At 42.6% G+C, this 19,315-nt stretch carries 20 protein-coding genes, 3 tRNA genes and 1 other RNA gene; 6 read left to right on the forward strand and 18 right to left on the reverse strand.

The window, feature by feature from the left end; translation table 11 throughout:
* Positions 1–30: 30 nt before the first annotated feature.
* The gene (flgM, locus tag M8E35_RS08215) at positions 31–309 is read right to left on the reverse strand and encodes a flagellar biosynthesis anti-sigma factor FlgM (RefSeq protein WP_252468369.1); all 279 of its coding nucleotides are present in this window, start codon (positions 307–309) and stop codon (positions 31–33) included.
* 413 nt (positions 310–722) lie between these two features.
* Between flgM and M8E35_RS08220 the strand changes: the two genes are divergently transcribed.
* Positions 723–1,538 (forward strand): flagellar motor protein, encoded by an 816-nt coding sequence (locus M8E35_RS08220; protein WP_252468370.1) that lies wholly within the window; start codon positions 723–725, stop codon positions 1,536–1,538.
* On the forward strand, positions 1,535–2,401 hold the full coding sequence (locus tag M8E35_RS08225) for a flagellar motor protein MotB (RefSeq protein WP_252468371.1): 867 nt from the start codon (positions 1,535–1,537) through the stop codon (positions 2,399–2,401). Before M8E35_RS08220 ends, M8E35_RS08225 begins: the two co-directional genes overlap by 4 nt.
* Here M8E35_RS08225 and M8E35_RS08230 read toward each other — a convergent pair.
* Positions 2,398–3,432, reverse strand: a complete 1,035-nt coding sequence (locus M8E35_RS08230; protein ID WP_252468372.1) for a M28 family metallopeptidase — start codon at positions 3,430–3,432, stop codon at positions 2,398–2,400. The genes M8E35_RS08225 and M8E35_RS08230 overlap by 4 nt on opposite strands.
* A gap of 29 nt (positions 3,433–3,461) precedes the next feature.
* On the opposite strand from M8E35_RS08230, the gene M8E35_RS08235 reads away from it, so the two are divergent.
* Both M8E35_RS08235 and M8E35_RS08240 read left to right on the forward strand, forming a co-directional pair.
* On the forward strand, positions 3,462–3,899 hold the full coding sequence (locus M8E35_RS08235) for a YaaR family protein (RefSeq protein WP_252468373.1): 438 nt from the start codon (positions 3,462–3,464) through the stop codon (positions 3,897–3,899).
* Positions 3,900–3,996: 97 nt separating this feature from the next.
* Positions 3,997–4,782 carry a CheR family methyltransferase gene (locus M8E35_RS08240; RefSeq protein WP_252468374.1) on the forward strand — a complete coding sequence of 262 codons (786 nt, stop codon included), beginning with the start codon at positions 3,997–3,999 and terminating at the stop codon, positions 4,780–4,782.
* 81 nt (positions 4,783–4,863) lie between these two features.
* On the opposite strand, the gene M8E35_RS08245 is transcribed toward M8E35_RS08240, so the two are convergent.
* A complete protein-coding gene (locus M8E35_RS08245) occupies positions 4,864–5,058 on the reverse strand; it encodes a hypothetical protein (RefSeq protein WP_252468375.1) in 195 nt (64 codons plus the stop codon).
* A 201-nt stretch (positions 5,059–5,259) separates the two neighbouring features.
* Positions 5,260–5,646 (reverse strand): EamA family transporter, encoded by a 387-nt coding sequence (locus tag M8E35_RS08250; protein WP_073028452.1) that lies wholly within the window; start codon positions 5,644–5,646, stop codon positions 5,260–5,262.
* A gap of 244 nt (positions 5,647–5,890) precedes the next feature.
* Here M8E35_RS08250 and M8E35_RS08255 point away from each other — a divergent pair, with 244 nt between their 5' ends.
* Complete coding sequence (locus tag M8E35_RS08255) at positions 5,891–6,217, forward strand: SCP2 sterol-binding domain-containing protein (RefSeq protein ID WP_073028454.1); 327 nt, start codon at positions 5,891–5,893, stop codon at positions 6,215–6,217.
* A 320-nt stretch (positions 6,218–6,537) separates the two neighbouring features.
* Here M8E35_RS08255 and rnpB read toward each other — a convergent pair.
* The 11 genes from rnpB to dnaG form a co-directional block, all read right to left on the reverse strand.
* Positions 6,538–6,931, reverse strand: an RNA gene (gene rnpB / locus M8E35_RS08260) — RNase P RNA component class A.
* 51 nt (positions 6,932–6,982) lie between these two features.
* Complete coding sequence (locus M8E35_RS08265; protein WP_252468376.1) at positions 6,983–7,138, reverse strand: hypothetical protein; 156 nt, start codon at positions 7,136–7,138, stop codon at positions 6,983–6,985.
* A 245-nt stretch (positions 7,139–7,383) separates the two neighbouring features.
* Positions 7,384–8,223 (reverse strand): Nif3-like dinuclear metal center hexameric protein, encoded by an 840-nt coding sequence (locus tag M8E35_RS08270; protein ID WP_252468377.1) that lies wholly within the window; start codon positions 8,221–8,223, stop codon positions 7,384–7,386.
* Entirely contained in the window at positions 8,214–9,017 is an 804-nt protein-coding gene (locus tag M8E35_RS08275; RefSeq protein ID WP_252468378.1) for a tRNA (adenine(22)-N(1))-methyltransferase, read from the reverse strand. Before M8E35_RS08275 ends, M8E35_RS08270 begins: the two co-directional genes overlap by 10 nt.
* A gap of 94 nt (positions 9,018–9,111) precedes the next feature.
* On the reverse strand, positions 9,112–10,806 hold the full coding sequence (locus M8E35_RS08280; protein WP_252468379.1) for a thiamine pyrophosphate-binding protein: 1,695 nt from the start codon (positions 10,804–10,806) through the stop codon (positions 9,112–9,114).
* Positions 10,807–11,136: 330 nt separating this feature from the next.
* On the reverse strand, positions 11,137–11,430 hold the full coding sequence (locus tag M8E35_RS08285; RefSeq protein WP_252468380.1) for a hypothetical protein: 294 nt from the start codon (positions 11,428–11,430) through the stop codon (positions 11,137–11,139).
* A gap of 104 nt (positions 11,431–11,534) precedes the next feature.
* A tRNA-Val gene (locus M8E35_RS08290) sits at positions 11,535–11,609 on the reverse strand.
* A gap of 113 nt (positions 11,610–11,722) precedes the next feature.
* Positions 11,723–11,797, reverse strand: a tRNA-Ile gene (locus tag M8E35_RS08295).
* Between the two features lie 19 nt (positions 11,798–11,816).
* Positions 11,817–11,891, reverse strand: a tRNA-Asn gene (locus M8E35_RS08300).
* 116 nt (positions 11,892–12,007) lie between these two features.
* Positions 12,008–13,198 (reverse strand): RNA polymerase sigma factor RpoD, encoded by a 1,191-nt coding sequence (gene rpoD / locus M8E35_RS08305; RefSeq protein WP_252468381.1) that lies wholly within the window; start codon positions 13,196–13,198, stop codon positions 12,008–12,010.
* Entirely contained in the window at positions 13,188–15,011 is a 1,824-nt protein-coding gene (gene dnaG / locus M8E35_RS08310; RefSeq protein WP_289710740.1) for a DNA primase, read from the reverse strand. Before dnaG ends, rpoD begins: the two co-directional genes overlap by 11 nt.
* Positions 15,012–15,550: 539 nt before the next feature.
* On the opposite strand from dnaG, the gene M8E35_RS08315 reads away from it, so the two are divergent.
* On the forward strand, positions 15,551–16,129 hold the full coding sequence (locus M8E35_RS08315; protein ID WP_252468383.1) for a GerMN domain-containing protein: 579 nt from the start codon (positions 15,551–15,553) through the stop codon (positions 16,127–16,129).
* A gap of 186 nt (positions 16,130–16,315) precedes the next feature.
* Here the strand turns inward: M8E35_RS08315 and M8E35_RS08320 are convergent, their stop codons facing one another.
* From M8E35_RS08320 to M8E35_RS08330, 3 genes are all read right to left on the reverse strand, one after another.
* Positions 16,316–17,311, reverse strand: a complete 996-nt coding sequence (locus M8E35_RS08320; protein WP_252468384.1) for a deoxyguanosinetriphosphate triphosphohydrolase — start codon at positions 17,309–17,311, stop codon at positions 16,316–16,318.
* A 275-nt stretch (positions 17,312–17,586) separates the two neighbouring features.
* On the reverse strand, positions 17,587–18,144 hold the full coding sequence (locus M8E35_RS08325; protein ID WP_252468385.1) for a DUF2284 domain-containing protein: 558 nt from the start codon (positions 18,142–18,144) through the stop codon (positions 17,587–17,589).
* Positions 18,145–18,308: 164 nt separating this feature from the next.
* Positions 18,309–19,286: a uroporphyrinogen decarboxylase family protein gene (locus M8E35_RS08330; RefSeq protein ID WP_252468425.1), complete on the reverse strand. Its 978-nt coding sequence runs from the start codon at positions 19,284–19,286 to the stop codon at positions 18,309–18,311.
* Positions 19,287–19,315 lie beyond the last annotated feature (29 nt).

The raw sequence follows: 19,315 nt of genomic DNA on the forward strand, positions 1-19,315 counted from the left end.
GCAAGGTCGGAAGCAACTTGCATTCCCAAACTATTCTTTCGGATATATCTCTAATAACTTATCGGCTATTCTTTGTCCATCTATTTTAAATTCTCCTCGTTCGATCTGTTCAGTAAGCGCTCTTACACGTTCCTCGCGGATAGAGGGAATTTCTTTGGCTTTCTGAAGTAAGGCCTGATACACTTGCGCTTTATCAGATACCGCTATTTTATCCGCCTCAGAAACTGCCGTTTTATTTTCAGCTTGTTTCAAACGACTAACCCCTTGAATACTGCCAACTGGAGACATTGATGTCCCGTTTATTTTCATATCATTCACTCCAAAATACATAGTCTTATTTTCTATATCGTAGATAACCTGTTAAAACTAAAGAGAAATTTTTTAAACTCTATGGTATATTTTCACAGGAAAGCAAGAATTATAGCTGGTGCACTGCTTTTCTTGTATAATAACTATTATGTAAAACCTGAATGCCACAGGCGGAAAACCCAAGCAACACTTAGCCCCGACCATGACTTGAAAGGATGTTCGGGATTAGAAAATAAAAGGAGCTAAAGTTCATCACTGATTTTGACGATAAAATAAAGTAGACGGAAAAAATTTTATACACTATTATACATATCCGTTTCTTCAACACTTATATAAAAAAGCAAGGGAGGTACGTCACAATCCCTTATTAATCCATTTATACTCAAGAGCATAAGGGATGCGGCAAAAGCAACATGGATTTATCGACTATCATTGGTATTATCGTTGGATTCGGTTTCCTTATCACTGGTTATATTTTAGAAGGGGGAACCGTCAGTTCCCTGGGGGGATTATCTGCTGCACTGATCGTTTTTGGCGGAACTGCTGGAGCGGTTTTGATCAGTTTTCCACTCTCCGACCTCAAGAACCTTCCTAAATGGTTTAAGCTTGCGTTTACCTCCCAGTCCTTCGGCACCGCCGAAGCTTATGAGACCCTCATAAGATTTGCAGAAAAGGCACGGCGCGAAGGGCTGCTCAGCCTGGAACAAGAGCTTGAATCAGTGACAGATCGCTTTACTTACCAAGGAATGCAACTCGTCATTGACGGTACGGATCCTGAAATCACTAAGGAGATCCTGGAGTCCAATATCGCTGTCCTTGAGAAACGCCATAAGGTTGGGATTGCCGTTTTCGAGGCGGCTGGCGGGTATAGTCCGACCATGGGAATTGTCGGGACAGTTATGGGCCTCGTCATGGTGTTAGGAAACCTTTCAGACCCTGAAGCACTTTCACATTCTATCGCCGCTGCTTTTATAGCCACCCTCTATGGAGTAGCATCAGCAAACCTCCTTTGGCTTCCCATCGCGACAAAACTTAAAATGAAGGACAAAGCAGAAGTGTCGGCTATGGAGATGGTACTAGACGGAATCCTCTCCATCCAAGCAGGCGAAAATCCCTCTATCCTTAAGGAAAAACTAAAAACACACGTAGGCTCTGTGCTTCTCTCCGAAGATAAAAATCGAGAAGGTGTTGCCGAACTTGGCAATGCATCTGTAAGTGAAAGCCGATGAGTAGGAAACGCGAGCATGAAGCCGAAAAAGAGAATAGCGAACGTTGGCTACTGACCTATGCTGACCTAATTACGTTGCTAATGATTTTCTTTGTTGTACTTTATTCTATGAGTAAAGTAGACGCCGATAAATTCCAAGCCGTTGCGGAATCCCTTAACAAGGCACTTTCTGGAGGAGTCCCTGCAAAAATGGAGATGGCTGCAAGCCCATCCGGACCATCTCTTATTCAAACCGGTACCCCCTCCGCTACTACCACTGTCCCTGGCAAGGATAAGGATCCCAGCAAAACGACTGACACTGATCAGGCGGCAGCTAATGTTGGTCAGGGGAATACCGACGCTGAAAACTTGAGCATTGAAGCAATTAAAGCCAAGCTTGATAAGTTTGCCCTTGATAACGGAATTCAGTCAAAGCTAATCTCTTCCATGGAAGAACGGGGTCTGGTGGTCAGTATCCAAGAAACGCTGCTTTTCGGAAGTGGTTCAGCCGATATAACCGACCGAGCTCGAGAAATCCTTAAAAGCATCTCTACCGTCCTCGGTTCGGCATCTAACCAAATAAGGGTTGAAGGGCATACTGACAATCTACCCATTCAAACCGCAAAGTTCCCCAGCAATTGGGAACTCTCCGTCATCCGCTCCACTAACGTCGTGCAAATTTTACAGTCAGCTGGGATTACCCCCAGCCGGCTCTCCGCAGCCGGTTACGGAGAATATCGGCCTATTGCTTCAAATGACACTATCGCCGGACAAGGCAGAAACCGGCGGATTGACCTGATCATTCTGCGCTCCAAATATGATGTGACCGAGCCTACTAACCAAACTCCTGTTCCTGGCTCACTAGCCCCTGTCCTAACCCCTTAGAAAGCAAGTGTGCGTACCGCTTGGTACATTATTTCTGTTGCCAAGTAAATCTGTTCAGATTTTACGAGTGCAATCGTGTCTTCAGGGGTATGATTTTTGTACAGCCATTCCTGCGCTAGGAGCGTCGCCGCTGGAATACCCTGTAAAGCAAAACTGACAGAGTCACTATTATGACCCGCTCTGGGGGTTAATTGGGCGCTGGCGCCACATTTAGCTGCAGCTTGTTGAATGGCATTTACGGCCGGATTTTTCCCGTCCCCCCAGAGTGCAAAGTTTCCAACCATTCCATTTCCTACGGAGTCAGCATTTAGAACCGCGTGTATCTGGTTAAGGGTAAACGAAGGAGATTGGACAAACGCTTGAGACCCTACAAATCCCATCTCTTCAGCACTCCAAAAAGCGATAACAATCGTGCGTTTTGGGACCTCTGCTTCTCGGATGATCCGCCTTATTACATCAAGTATACAGCCTACACCAGAGGCATTGTCATTGGCTCCAGGGTAGACTCGCTCTTCGAAAACCCCCAGGTGGTCGTAATGTGCTGAAAGAAGAATAATTTCCTGTGTTTGTTCCCCCATTAACCCCCCTAATAGGTTGATACTTGGAAATCTAAGATTTCGATTTTCCCCAGATTTAAAAGTTAGCCGACCATTAACCCTAGTTTCCACCACTGGGGGAATCGTAAACGCTTGAATAAAGCCCGTATTTGGGTCCCCCATCGGGCGTAAGCCCAGCATACTCAATTGAGAGGCTAAATACTCAGCAGCTTTCGCCTCTCCCACAGATCCCGCTTTACGCCCTTGCATCTCAGGGGCGGTTAAAGCGTAGATATCATCCATGGCCGTGCGATTTAGGATTTCATAATTGATCTTATTATTTGATTTAATCTCAGGGGGCAACAAGAGTTCAATTGGCGGACGCCCCAACCTTGTCTTTATAGCCTCTCCAAAACGAGTCGGCAAAAAACTCCATGGTAACATAATTGCTCCAAGACCAAGTATTGTTTTTAAAAAAGCTCTGCGCGTCTGCATGATTAATCCTTTCTAAGAGGAGAATGACTATGTCTATACGTATCAATTCACCACATCAAACCCTGACTCCTAATCTCGATTCTCAGAGTTCCTTGGAGCGTAACAGCGATTTTAGCGGTATCTTAACCCAGACTCAAAAAATCCAGAGCGTGGAACTCCAAACCTTTCTCGAGCGCCTGGGGGTTCAAGGAAAAAAATTAGCTCAATCCCTCTCAATCGGTGACCTTAAAGACTTTCGTGATATGGTTAAATCCTTCCTGCGATCAACCTTTGGGCAAAGCCGCAAAATGCAGGAAGATACATCTTGGGATTATCAAGGTCGGCCTAAGGTCATGGCCCGTATCGGAAAAATCGATGAAGCGTTGGATGAGCTCGGAAAACAGCTTCTGGATGAGCAAGCCAAACCTCTCGAAATTTTAACCAAGATTGACGAGATTCGCGGATTGATCGTCGATCTTTTTGCCTAAGGGGTTGTTACTCTTTACTATTCGCTCAAAAACCCTAAATCTCTTCTTTTCAATATAAGAAAGCCTTAATATACTAGTTAGGAAAGAGGTGTAACCCTTGTCCACATCAATATCCAATACTTACGAAGACTTTGTTAAAGGGTTCCACCCCAAGAGTGGCTTAGATCTTAAGTTTTATAAGCAAAACCAAATGCAGCGGAGAATTCTTAGCTTTATGAATTCCCACGGACATCCGACCTATCCGGAGTTTTTGAAAGCACTCAATGTCGACCCGGTATTATATGACGCCTTCTTTAAACATTTAACCATTAACGTCTCTCAATTCTTCCGAGATGCGACTCAATGGAAAACACTTCGAGAAACGATATTCCCTTTACTCCTTCAAAATAAAACGCCTTTGAAACTTTGGAGCGCGGGATGTTCCAGCGGCCAGGAGCCTTACTCACTAGCCATGACAATGATGGAATATTTCGCGATGGCCAAGTTTAGCATACTGGGTACAGATATTGATGTCAATGTACTGCGTCAAGCCAAAGAGGGCCTTTATAAACAAAATGATTTTGCGAGCACTCCGCCAGAATTCCTGCAAAAGTATTTTACCCCATCTGACAACGGGCATCAAATTAAAGATTCAGTCAAGCGGCAAGTCAGTTTTCAACCTCAAAACCTGTTAACCGATCGTTTCCAAACTGGCTTCGATTTTATAGCCTGTCGCAATGTCGTCATTTACTTTACTGAAGAAGCCAAAGAGATGCTTTATAAAAAATTCACAGATTCCCTGCGCCCTGGTGGAATTCTCTTCACAGGCAGCACCGAACATCTCTTCGGACTAAATCATCTTGGCCTTAAACCCGTATCTTCTTTCTTTTACCAAAAACAATAACTTGAACAAGGAAAGGTTCTTGATCCATCAATTAGGGGCTCTGACTCATTTATTAAATGAATCAGAGCCCCTTTAAGTACTTCACATAAAAGACGTAGGACATTCTCTCTCAAACTGTTGTACAAATTCTTTCAGTGGATAAGTAACCCCTTTACCATTAAACTCCAATGATACCTGCTGGGCATTCGGGTTAAAACCGATGAACTTCATTCCGAGTAGTTTGGCCATTTTAGATAATTCAATCCGCGTACCTCGTCCGAAATCCTGAAAATGCATCCAACACACGCCCCTTTTTCTTGTCTTGTCATCGACTCCAAAAAAATAATGGGTATCTCATTTGGAACGCTTAGAATTTCTATCAAGTGGAAGGAAATATCGAAGTTATTCTATTAACTCTAGATTAACATATCCTATTCAGGATATCCATTCAACTCTCTAAATCTAATATATGATTTTTTAATACTGTCTTAACAATCATTAGGTTTGTCCCCATAATCCCAAGACACTCATTCCAGCCAGTATCAGCAAACATCCAAGAATTTTTGGCAACGTCAGAACTTCATGAAGAAAAAAAGTTCCGTAGAGAATTGCAATCACATACCCCAAGGAAACAAGCGGGTATGCATAGCTTAGCTCCCAGCGTGAGATCACAACCAGCCAAAGAACAGAACTTACACCAAAACAAGCAAACCCAAGAAATATTGCAGGAGTTAATATAATTGATCCCAATTGTCTCCAAATTCCAGTAACCGATACTCTCCCATACTCAACCATACCCAGACGAAACAAAAACTGCCCCGTAGCCCCTAATAAGATGGAAAACAAAGCAACAGCTAAGGGACGCACTTCAGAAATTAAAGACATTAAATCAAAACTCCTTGAAATTTAAACTCTGGAACCTAAAGTAGATATTAATTAAGTTTTCTCAATCTGACATTTATTTATACTCTAAATAAAAGCCTATATAATGATTTGTATTCATTTCCAAATCAATATATAGCCCCAATGAAAATATTTTGAAATATGCGAACTATTATGGTATATTTTTCTATAATGTGAAAACTTTCATAACATTATGATTTTAGAGAGAAAAGGGAGGATAAACACTATGACAGTCCGAGCTGAATTACAAGAACTTGTGGAGAAAATGAATGCCAATCCCGAGCATATTGCTTCTGAAAAAGACCGTATCTTCCAAATAAATCTAGAGGAAAGCGGTGAATTACAAATAGTCTTTAAAGCTGGTCAAGTGCAAATGGTTGAAGGACCTGCTCCAGACCCAGAAGTTATCCTCATTATGAACGAAAAGAACTTCTCGAAATTGTTAAAAGATAAGTTGAATACTACAATGGCATTTATGACTGGTGGGTTAAAGGTTGAAGGCAAATTAGGTTTGGCCTTAAAACTCCAAGAAATCGTTAAACTATATCAGTAAAGAAGCTTTGCCTTTATTAACGAATTAATGAATGAATGTTCACCCATAAAGATATTTAATAGTGTATTGATCAAAACGGATAAGTTGGCAAGATTCTTCCTATATAAATAGCCTCCCTTGATCAAATAAGGGAGGCTAGACTATCTTACAAAGTTATTTAAATACTTTAAATTTAGAAGACTACACTCCGTGACACTAATTCATGGACAACTTGTTAATCGATTTAGCCAATTCGGCCAGTTGTTCTTTGTTTTATTGCAAAATAAAGCTTATGGGAAACGGCTATGCATTATTATGCAACAACCAGTTTCCCATAAGCATTGCGAAGTCAACCTATAAGCCGAGTTCTGTCCCTCCTTACGGAGGTGATGATCATCTATCTCGAACCGCCGTTACCGACGGCCTCTAGCGACCTTACCCGGGAACAAAAACGGGCCGTTCATAGTTCCCCTATTCAGTCTTGCTCCAGGTGGGGTTTACATGGCCAGCCAGTCACCTGACTGCCGGTGAGCTCTTACCTCGCCTTTCCACCCTTACCTACTCGGCGGACAGTCGTCAGAGACAACTGACCTCCGCTATCGGCGGTATCTCTCTGTTGCACTTTCCTTGGGGTTCCCCCCACTGGGCGTTACCCAGCACCTTGCCCTATGGAGCTCGGACTTTCCTCAGAGGCGACCTTTCGGTCCATACCCCCGCGATCATCTGGTTGGCTTCGCTTAGTTATCTTACTAAATAAATAGGTTTTGGTCAAATGGATAGTATTGGTTAATTCACTTTGTGTTTCTTTTCTGCCATTTCTTCAATTTCATCATCAATGTCCATCAGTTCGGTTAACCATTTAGCACGATTAGGATAATCCTCTTGAATGTTGGTTAAAACCTTTTCACGTTGAAGCCGCAGAATTTCAGTTCGATTCATCATTACACATTTCTCCTTTCAAATACTTGTATCGAAGGATCAATAAATCTTCTTAATAGGGCCTGAGTATTTCTTTAGAACAACTCTATTGTTTCTATTATCAGATTATTCCTTACAACCTTATAGTAATATATTTCACAATTGATGTCAAGTGTTAATTATTTCTTTCACAAGCAAAATGCCTTTATATTATTTTCTTAATTAAAATCCCCTATGGAGACGAGATGTCTCTCCATAGGGGATCTCAATTAAAGCCAGGGCGAGCGATTAACAGAGCTTACTCGAATCTCAATTCCCTGAAGGGATTTTTCTGACGACAAATAGTCATATATTGATCTAAGCATGGGTGCCTCACTCAAGAAATGCCCCAGATCTCCAACAGCCATTCCTCCTTCAAGGGCATCAAGGACGGCATGATGATCAACGTCACCTGTAATGAGCAGGTCAGCGCCCTTAAACAACGCCTTGGGTACGAATCGTCCCCCACTGCCATTAACGATAGCTACTTTCCTTACTTCCCTCTCTAAGGATCCAGCCAAGCGAACTCCGGTTAGTTCATAGGCCTGGGAATAGACTCCTGACTCTTTCAATTTATCCAAAAAGTTCTGCCATAAAACTCCTAACTTTTGGGGACGTGTTAGATATCCGCTTACTCCATACCCGCGTTCCTCACTATTACGGCTTGGATTAACATCATACACCCGCTCCAAAGGCTCCATCTTTTCCAACCCAATTAATTCGCCAAGGACTCGACTCGGAGAAACTACAGACTGATCTAAATTCGTGTGCGCAGCATAATATCCGATCTCATGTTGTAAAAGACGGAGAGGGACTTGAGCCGCAGCGTTATCTGCCCTTAGATTTTTCAGGGGCCGAAAAATAACGGGGTGATGTGCCACGATGAGCTGGGCATTAAAAGCTTTTGCTTCTTCGACCACTTCCAAAGTCCCGTCTAAGGTAATAAGGATGCGTTCGATAGTTTTTGAACCGCTTCCGACAAGTAATCCGACATTGTCCCACTCCTCAGCCCAGGATTTTGGAGCTATCTTTTCTATTAACTGAGCAACTAATCCAACTGTTACCGCCATTGACGCAATCCCTCCACTAAAGCCAGTGTAAGTGAAACTTCACGAATTTTTTCCACAATCTCCGGGCTTTTTGATTTTTCCATCTGCTTCAACTGCCTCGACAATCTGCCTCTGTACTCCTCAAACAGCTTGTTCAAGAGATTCGTGTGCTCTCCCAAGACCAGAGGCCCAAAATGCCATACAAGCCTGTGTACTAAGCTTTTAAACTCCGCCTCCGGCATCTGTTCATCTCTCTCAACTATAACTGGATGCAAACGATCACACCATACATGTTCGATCTCGATCAGTTCCGTCATTTTCCATCCTGCTTCCGTAGAAAAAGCCATCACGACATAGATTCGATCCTCTTCTTCCACCAACAACTCTGCCTTCAGACGCCACCCTTTATCCAGCAACGTCAAACGAACAGCGCCTTCCGCTCCCTGCGGTTGCACGATGAGATCGGTAACACCCGTCAAAATGTCCGGCCGCGCCGAAAAAATCTCCAACATAGTTCTTCCGCCCATCCCCGCAAGGGTCAAAACATTGACTTCTCCGACCTCGAGGGGCATCAATCCATCGCCAAACCTCACATCAATGACGTTTTCTAATTTCCGGGCTTTGACCGCTGCCAAGGCGGATTGATACGGTCCTTCATGGACATCTATAGCTACTGCCTTTGCTATTTTCTGATCCTCATAGAGAGAAATTGGCAAATAAGCATGATCCGTCCCTATATCCCCGAGATTTGCTCCCTCTGGAACAAACGATGCCACGGTTTGAAGCCGTGGACCTAAACTAACTGACACTGTCATTTTTTCACCTCATATAGAAAACTTGGCTACGCCAGTCCTTGTGAAAACTATCATGTATATTATTATGCCCAAAAAGCAAGCTCATGTTTCCACATTATATCATTCTATCGGATAAAGTGCTTGTGGACAATGAAAAAAGGCGGGTCGAGACCGAACGTTGAGCATCCGAGTCAACTAAGATCTCAATCAGGTAAGGACGATAGGCACTAAACGCACGTGTTAAGGCATCAGTGATCTGCTCAGGTTTTTCTACCAATTCTGCCTCTACACCCATTCCTTTAGCTGCAGTTGCAAACTCCAGCTCCTTTCTAAAAACAACGATCACTACCGGAATATCATGTTTAACGGCTGTTGCAAGCCCCTCAAGAGACATACCTAAACTTGCATCCCCTAATAAATTCACGACTTGGCGTTGCGGATAAGCCAACTGAGCACCCATTGCCGCACCTAGACTCCACCCCATGGCACCAGCGCGATCAATTAAAAACGTACGCGGTTCATGTGCATCGTATAATTGAGAGGCCCAAATTCGGCCTAATCCCCAGTCCAAAGTCACAATCGCATCTGGCCGAATCCCTTTTCTGACCTCTGTAATCATCTGCTGCGATTTGAGGGGACTACTCTCAGATTCCGCTTGACGAGCTAAGTTAGTTTTTTCTATCCGAAGAGATTCAATTCTTTTTAAAGCCTCTGTATTAGGTTTATACTCGCGACTGCGGATAAGATTGTGTAACTTTAGGATGAAATTCTTTACATCTGAAGCAATAACCAATTCATCGGGAATATGGTGAGAGAACAAGATCTCTTCTTCAGTGATATTAATGTGAATTATCTTACTGCCCTCTTTAAAAAAATTTCTTCCTCCCGTGCTTCGACTGTCAAACCACTCACCTAGATTTACGATAAGATCTGATTCATAAATGGTTTTATTTCCAAGCTGAGTTTGGCACACTGGTCCTGCGATCCCCGCATAGAGGTGGTGATAATTAGGAAAACCATCTTTCCCCATAAGAGAGGAAACTATGGGGATCTGAAGTAATTGAGCCAGGCCTATAAGTTCGTCGCTTACATTCCCCGCAACTCTTCCTCCGACTAGAAGAACAGGCCTTTCTGCTTTCTCAATCATGGTGAACACTTCTTCCAGTTGACTGTCGCTCACTTTTACTAGGTCAATATGTTCTCCCTTTTCTTCTTTCAAATAATCTTCGAGGTTAATCTTGAGTAACCCCTTTTGTACATTGACAGGAATATCTATTAAGACCGGTCCCTTCCTACCCTGGGTCGCTAATCTCCAGGCCTCACTCATCACCTTGGGTAAGTCCTCCGTCTTAGTGACTAGATAGATAGCCTTAGTAATTACACGAGCCATTTCTACTATCGGTGCCTCTTGAAAAGCATCTTTTCCTATTAGGTTTGTGGTTACTTGACCCGTAAAGACGATTAATGGAATAGAATCTCCGTGTGCACTATTAAGACCTGTCAGGAAATTAGTTGTTCCTCCGCCAGATGTGAGCGCGCAAATCCCTACTTTTCCCGTCGACCTAGCATAGCCTTCCGCCATAAATATTGCGGTTTGCCCCTGATGAACATTAATTGCTCGCATGTGTTCTTGTTCCAGTACTGCATCGTAAAAGGGAAGAATAGCCGCTCCAGGAATGCCAAAGACATGGGCTACTTCCTTTTTCTCTAAAAACTTTACGACGAACTGAGCCCCTGTCATTTCGGCCTCTTTTTCCAACTCGTCTGCAAAATAGTGTTTTACTTTTTCTTCTATTCCCCAAAGCGCCATATCTGTCTCCCCCTTTAAAAATTTTTTAATCCGATCGAAGCTTTTATGATAATACCTTGTAAACAACATTGTTTTAATTAATAAAACAATGTTTTACATAATGGTCAAACCCTTCTTTCGCCTTGATTACTATATGTCTTTAAATTATTCCCAAATTATACTTTTACGTATCGCTCTAGCTCAGTCTTCCAAACAATAAGTACGGTTCTGTTTCATATAACAAAACCATGTTTCATATTGATATTAAAAAGAAACGGCACCTATGCCCTAACTTTTCTTTATGCCAATATTCTATCATATTCCCCCTCTTGCGGGCAATACTTCGTCTTCTTATTCTACATAAAATTGGACTTTGACATCATTCTTAGCTTCGATGACTAAACAAACATCCTCTTCTCTTGGATCGTAATTCACAGCAATAACATCGTCTAAATTAATCCAAAACACCTCATTCTCATTGCTCCATACTGAGACCTTATCATCAGCTACGTCAATATTTCCTACAACTCCAAAATCCATAGTACACTCAATGACAGAAATGATCTCAATACACTTCAGGTTCTTGCCAAACAACTTCTCCCTGAGAAATTTTACGAATTCAATCTTCGAGGATAAGGTTATCATGTCGCTCCTCCAATCATTCCAGTTATTCAGCTTATGTAATAAAAGAACCCAATGACCTCAGTCAATGGGTTTAGCTTTCAGTCTTTATTTTGTAAAATCTATATTGGTGGGCGATACTGGTCTCGAACCAGTGGCCTCATCCGTGTGAAGGATGCGCTCTACCGCTGAGCTAATCGCCCCAGTATTAATGCGCGATGTCCGTAATCGAATGCTCAAGGCAGGTAAATAATTTGTCTTTAACCATTAATTAGGAATACCCACCGTTTCTAGCCTCTGACTTCTGGCTCTGAAATGGTGGGCCCACTAGGATTCGAACCTAGGACCAACCCGTTATGAGCGGGGGGCTCTACCGCTGAGCTATGGGCCCTAATAACAGCGAAGAAAAATGGCTCCCCGAGTAGGACTCGAACCTACAACCTACCGGTTAACAGCCGGTTGCTCCACCATTGAGCTATCGAGGAATGCTCTTGCACGGGTTATTATACGTAATTCATGCACTATAGTCAAGTCTTAATTTAATTTTTTTTCGAGAAAATCAATTTCCTTGACCAATTTCTGGGATTAATTACAAAAGAGTTTACTCCAAATAATCCTTTAACTTTTTGCTCCGACTGGGATGCCGTAATTTTCGCAAGGCCTTGGCCTCAATTTGACGAATTCGTTCGCGTGTAACTCCGAATTCCTGCCCAACTTCCTCTAGAGTCCTTGTCCGCCCGTCATCAAGTCCAAAGCGCAGTCTAAGCACTTTTTCTTCCCGTGGGGTTAAGGTCTCTAGAACTTCTTCCAATTGCTCTTTTAAAAGAATGAACGAAGCAGCTTCTGCTGGTGCCGGAGCATCTTCATCCGGAATAAAATCTCCCAAATGAGAGTCTTCCTCTTCTCCAATAGGTGTCTCTAAGGAAACCGGTTCTTGGGCAATCTTCATAATTTCGCGTACCCGTTCGACGGGAATATCCATAACCTTAGCGATTTCTTCGGGAGCTGGCTCCCTCCCCAATTCCTGCAAGAGTTGCCTTGAAACTCGAATTAACTTATTTATTGTTTCAACCATATGCACAGGAATTCGGATTGTCCTGGCCTGGTCAGCAATAGCGCGCGTAATCGCTTGGCGAATCCACCAAGTGGCATACGTACTAAACTTAAAGCCTTTAACATAGTCAAATTTCTCTACAGCCTTAATTAACCCAAGATTGCCTTCCTGAATCAAATCTAAGAAAAGCATGCCCCGTCCGACATAGCGTTTAGCGATACTCACTACAAGTCGCAAGTTAGCCTCTGCTAATCGGCGCTTAGCTTCCTCGTCACCATCTTCCATACGTTTTGCTAATTCTATTTCTTCATCGGCAGAGAGCAGGGGAACTCGTCCGATTTCCTTTAGATACATGCGAACCGGATCGTCAATTCCTACACCCTCGGGTACAGAAAGATCCACTTCCGCCTCTTCTTCAGCATCATCTTCCGGGTCCTCGACGATATCATCGTCTTCATCAACTTTAACGCTATTTAAGATCTCAAGTTCAACTTCTCCAGGTTCTGGCACCACATCTATTCCCATTCGTCCAAGTTGTTGATAGATATCATCTATTTGATCCGCGGAAAGTTCAATCCCTTGGAGAGAATCCATAATCTCTCTATAAGTTAGAGATCCCTTCTTTTTTCCTTTTTGAATGAGGGCTTGGACGTTATCCATCTTCTGCTTTTCATTCATCTGTCCCCCACCTTCCCTCGGATCATTCTTTTGGGTGCCTATAACCTTACTATTCGCCACGTTTCAACCGCTCTCCTATCTCTTTCAACAGAGCCATAGCCCCTGCCATGTCACCGGATTTTTCTAAAGTTGCCATGCGAGCTTGCAGATCCTCGACCCTTTCTTCTGCTTGAGTAGAAAGAATCCCTTTAATACAGTCATCTAGAAGTCGCTCAGTTTGTGATATATCTAACTCTTCCAGGAGCAAGCTAGCCAACCGGCTTTGAACGTTTTCGTCGCTGTGCACGGGCAATTTGCCCTCCTGATTGAGATAATTAAAGATTTGTTGATGTTCTGGTATCTTCCAAAAGGATTCTCCTAACTTAGCCTTAAGTCTTGGCAAGTGAGAAATATTTTCTATAATCAATCGTAAAAGCAAACGCTCTGTTCGATAGACCCCTAAATAAACTGTTGGTGAAGGGGGCGCTGTATCTTCTTTATAAATAATTTCATCCTTAATATTATCTCTATTTTTTCCAGAACTAACCCGTTTTTGCTGAGAATATTCATGTAATTGCTCTTTTTTAGGTTTTTTCTGTTCCAGTCTGGCTATTTCGCGTTGTACCGCTTCCAAAGTAAGCCCAAGTTCTAAACTTAAGAAACGTTCATACCCTTCTCTTTCAATTGGACTGCCAACTTTTAAGATATCCGGAGCAAGCTTAACTACTAACTCTGCTTTTTCCTGAATGGTCTGAGGCGGTGTTTCCTGAACAATCGTCCGATATTTGAACTCTACGTAAGTCAAAACCTGACTTACGGCTATTTCAAAGTCCTCAACACCATAACGTTTTAAGAATTCATCAGGATCTTTGGCTCCTATTAAAGTTGCCACTTCCAAGCGAATACCCGCATCTCGCAGAATCTCTCCCCCTCTTAAGGCTGCTTGGATTCCAGCCTCATCGGAATCGTAGAGCAGGACAACACGCTGGGTATACCGTCTCAAGAGTTTTGCTTGTTCCCGTGTTAAGGCAGTCCCCAAGGAAGCGACTGCATTAGGATAACCTGATTTCTGGAGCGCTATAACGTCCATATACCCTTCAACTAACAGGGCAAAACCCTTCTCGCGAATTCCTTGATGCGCACGATGCATCCCATAGAGATGGTGCCCCTTATTAAAGAAAGCGGTCTCGGGAGAATTAAGATACTTAGGAAGAGAATCATCCAACACTCGACCGCCGAATCCAATCGTGTGGTTTCGTCGATCAAGAATACTAAAGAGGACGCGGTTGCGGAAACGATCATAGTACCCTCCGCCTTTACCCTGTGTCCCTCTTTCTAAGGCTAGCCCATTTTCCGCCAATTCATGTGCCTGGACTCCTCGTTCCAGCATATAAGTTAATAACCCATCCCACCGGTCAGGAGCATAACCTAAACGAAAGCTTTTCATTGTATCTAGGTCTACCCCACGTTTTTCAAAATAGAGTCTCCCCAGTTCTCCTTCAGGTAAGTTAAGTAAGAGGTCATGAAAATAGCTTGTAGCTAATTCATTGATTTCTTCAAACCGCTGACGACGTCGATTTGCTTCCCGTTCACGCGGAGATAATTCTTTCTCTGGAAGCGACACGCCATATCTAGAGGCTAGATTCTGAATACTCTCAACAAAAGACCAGTTCTCTTTCTTCATAAGAAAAGAAAAGGCATTTCCACCAACATTGCATCCAAAACAATAAAACATTTGTTTCTCAGGGGTTACAGTAAAACTAGGCGTTTTTTCCGCATGAAAAGGACAAAGTCCTAAATAGTTTTTCCCCTTACGCTGCAAGCTGACATATTCAGATATAATCTCTACAATATCCGTGCGCGAACGCACTTCCTCGATAACCTCTTCCGGCATAAATTCTTGTTGAAGTCTATTATCCACGTCTCTAGCGCCTTTCAGTTTTCAGCCACATTTTATATATTTTGTCAACCCTTACTTTATACATTTCTTTCGCCGAAACTTCATAAAATCCTCTTTTTTAGTTCTTCATTCGGTGAATCTGTTTTTAGAAAGGGTAGAATACTCTTTCCTAATTGTATTAATTCTTCTTTTTCTGAGATAATACCTGCTTGCTTCGACAATTATTTGTGTAAGGTGTTCTGCCTGCAATCCCTACCCCCAGAGTAAGAATCGACAGCCTAACCCTTTCGCGCATTTGAAAAGCATGATAATATATAAAGTAGGCTTGACTAGCGCCAAGGCGTTAGTCGTCGGCGGTCGCCTTAGTTGCACTTATGAGCTGGCCATCGATGGCCGAGTGTCCCAGTAGCCAAGGATGGTGAAGGTAAACCTTGACCTTTTAACAGGAACCGTCTAATTACGTTGACGTTCTACAAAATACTGCGGAAGCTCAACATGTGCATTATAAACTTTATGAGAGAGGTGAGTATTCTATGAATAAACGATCATTTAGCACTATCGTTTTGACTATCTTTTGCTTATTACTGGCAGGATCCTTTTTAACAGGGTGCAATACCTCTAAAACACAAGGCGATAAACCCGCGGACAGTGTAACAACTCCTGTTCCTCCAGATACGAACACCCCTGAGCCGGCCAAAAACTCTGTTAAATTGACCCTCTATTTTCCTAACTCAGATGCCACAGGGTTAGTTCCGACGGAACGAACAGTCGAGGTAAAAGAGCAAGAAATTATTAAAGCAATGTTTATAGAGTTAGCCACTCCCCCCACAGGATTGGAAAAACCACTTCCTTCCGGAACCACTCTTCTCGAGGCTACTGTAAGCACGGATGGAATAGCCACTATTAATCTGTCTAAAGAATTTCAAAAGAACTTTGGGGGAGGTTCCTCTGGTGAACAAATGACTATGTACAGTATAGTAAACACTTTAACGACCCTTTCTAATGTTCACAGTGTCCAATTTCTCTTGGATGGCGTCAAACACGATGGAATACTCGGTCACTTGGATACCCGAGATCCAATCAAGCGAAATGAGAGCTTAATAATTAAATAAATCTTAGCAGGCAGTGTCTTTCAATTCGCTCTTTAAACACGAACAAGACTAACATATCTTATATGTCATAGGCTTATTTTACTTCTGTAAGCCAAAACTTATACTTTATTAATGGAATATATTACAAAAGTGGTTGAGATTTTTCACTCAACCACTTTTCCTTTTTATCCAACTGCATAGGGGGAGTCACTTTCGAGGAACAAATAAGTTCTGAAATAAATCAATCGCATAATTATCTGTTAGCCCGGATATATAGTCGACGACCGCAATTGTTTTATTACCGCCTGCCCAAATCAAAAAGTTCTGCGGCAACTTTGAAAAATCATGAGTATAGTATTCATAGAGTGCCTGGATGATATATTGTCCTTTTCGTCGCTCTTCCCGCAAATTCAGGCTGTTATAGACCCTCTCAAACATAAATTGCCGAAATTCCTGCATAGCATGGTTTATCTCCACCGACTGCCTTATCTGATCTTGACCACTTGACGCTTCAATCATATCCACAACCATCGTGGTAATCATGTCACTGGGCTTTACACCAAGACTTCGTTTAACCGTTTCAGGCAAGTCACTTTGGGTAAGCAAGCCCGCCCGCAAGGCATCGTCGTAATCATGACAAAGATAAGCAATCCTGTCTCCAGTTTTTACAATCTGCCCTTCCAGAGTTTTAGGCATACCCACTCCAGTGTGATGTAAGATTCCATCAAGAACAGACTCTGTGAGATTTAAACCAAGCCCCTCTTGGGCTAGTACCGTCAAAATGCGAATCGACTGTTCATTATGCTCGAAATGACCAATAATTCGTCTCAAAGCCTCTTCCCCAACATGGCCAAAGGGAGTGTGCCCAACATCATGCCCCAGGGCAATCGCTTCAATGAGGTCTTCATTCAATTTCAGCCCCCGAGCGATGGTTCGACATATTTGGGAAACTTCCAAACTATGAGTCATACGTGTCCGATAGTGATCTCCCGTAGGAGCAATATACACTTGAGTTTTATGTTTAAGACGACGAAACGGTTTGCTGTGCAAAATCCGATCTCGATCCCTTTGATACTTTGTGCGAATCGGGCACTCTTCTTCTAAGCGCTCACGATTGGCATCTCTGCTTTTTGCAGCATAGGGCGAGAGTCGTTCTTCCTCTTCTTTTTCAGACCTCTGGCGGATGTTCAGTATCTCGCTCATATCACTTTCCCCCTTGTCTTGGACGATGCTCAACAAAAATTACTTCTTTCATTTTAGCATACTGCCCAGACAAATGTATGCGGGAAAACCGGGGACGGTTTTGTACAATTCTCCAGTTCCTTGGGACTAAGGGTGAATTATGTCGAATAGTTTAATTTTTTTGATAAGGCTCGCCCAGCAAACTGCTGAAGATGGAAAGACCTGCCCTAGCTATGGCAGTCACTCAGTATTGTCCCATTGTAAGCTGGAATCGTAATGAAACAGGTAAGCACTAACTAATCGAGGTTAAACAAAATAAGACTGATACACGAAATAGTATTTTTGCCGTTATTATAAGACATCCCACAACTCTTCTCCAAGGCCATGACATCTATTCCGCAGGCCTCTACGGAAGAAACTGCTTCTTCAGGAAATCGGCACTCCTGACCGTCAAGAAAAGCACACCGGCCACAGTAAGTACAAGGGCCAACATTCAGAGGAAGGAATTCGTTGAAAGCTCCGGTGCTCTTTATATTGTCTAATGCTTTTCTTAATATCTTTGTATGCTCTTCGATGCCTTCTTGCATACCTTCGTAATCAAAAGAATCTTCAAGTTGATAAACGGTTTGGAATAATAGTCCTTGTTTAAACTTTAAAACTTTTTCCTTCAACTCATCAATCGAACCTATTGCAGGGGGACACATCCAATTCTTGTTATAACTTCCACACGAATTCTGCTCACATTGTAACCTAAAGTCTTTATTAAATTGAATATCTTCCTTTGCAATAATTGCTAATTGATCAACCCCCGGAGACTTTAGAAAAAACTTTGAATTATCTATGCCTGAGCTCATAATTTCAACTCCTTTGAACTATAGCATCAGTTAAAGCTATTTAAAACTTTAAAATTAATATTAATCAAAGTAAGGCCCCCGAAGGCGTACTTCGGAGGCATTTCCCACTGTCAAAAAGTATAAACTTACGTTATATACTTTCTAAGCATTAGTGCAACTTTATATTAGAACATTTCTTTACTCATTTTGTCGATTGCTTCTGTGGCGGAATCATACACCCCCGGGAAGGAACTGAAATTCAAACCTTGAGTTAAATTAGGAATAAAGTATAACTTCCCACAATTTTTGCAGGCCCTCTCTACTTCTCTGTCCACGATTTCAGGTGTCCATTCCGGAAAATCAACGACGCCGCTGTCGATATCCCCCATGAAGCTGATTTGTCCGCCGTATTTCTTGATAAGTTCGGGAGTGTTATTTGTTGTCATAACTCCCTGCCAGATATCTATTCCCATCTCGATCATATAGGGAACCAGGTTCGCTGCATAGGAATCACTATGATGCACAATCAACTTGACACCATTAGCTTTGTAGAATCCATAGATTTTCTTGTAAGCTGGCAAATAGAACTCTTCAAACATTGCCGGTGATATAAAGGAAGATTTTTGGCTGCCCCAGTCGTCATGATGGAAAAGGGCATCTGGATGGAGACGATCGATCAGGATTTTTGCATAGTTTAGCTCAGCATCCGTAAGATAATCAATCAGCTCATGCATTGCTTCAGGTTCTTCATAAAGAGCCATTAATGCATCTTCCATACTCATAAGGTGATGACACATTTCAAAAACCCCGGGGGCAACGAAGGCTGTTACAAACTGTTCATTGCGATCGATTGAATTGGCATGGGCTACAGCTGCAGCCCAAGCTTCATCAGTGTTATCAATAACAGGCGCTTTCACGTATTTTCTCCACTCTGTGATATCCTTTAATACTTTGTGTTCTTCGTCATGTACAGGGAACTGACCAAGCTGACCTTCTGGCCATCTGAAGGTAATTCCCCAATCATTTTTCATCTCCGTACCGGGGGCGCACATAAGCCTTACTGGAACTTCCAGTATTATATCCATAAATTCGTACTGATTTACAAATCGATCCGGATTGCCACCTTTGATCGTTTCCATCAAATTCTGCTTCTTCGTTAACATCATTTATGGCCTCCTTTTATTTAGTTCGA

The sequence above is a fragment of the Desulfosporosinus nitroreducens genome, from assembly GCF_023897015.1.
GTDB classification, from domain to species: domain Bacteria; phylum Bacillota; class Desulfitobacteriia; order Desulfitobacteriales; family Desulfitobacteriaceae; genus Desulfosporosinus; species Desulfosporosinus nitroreducens.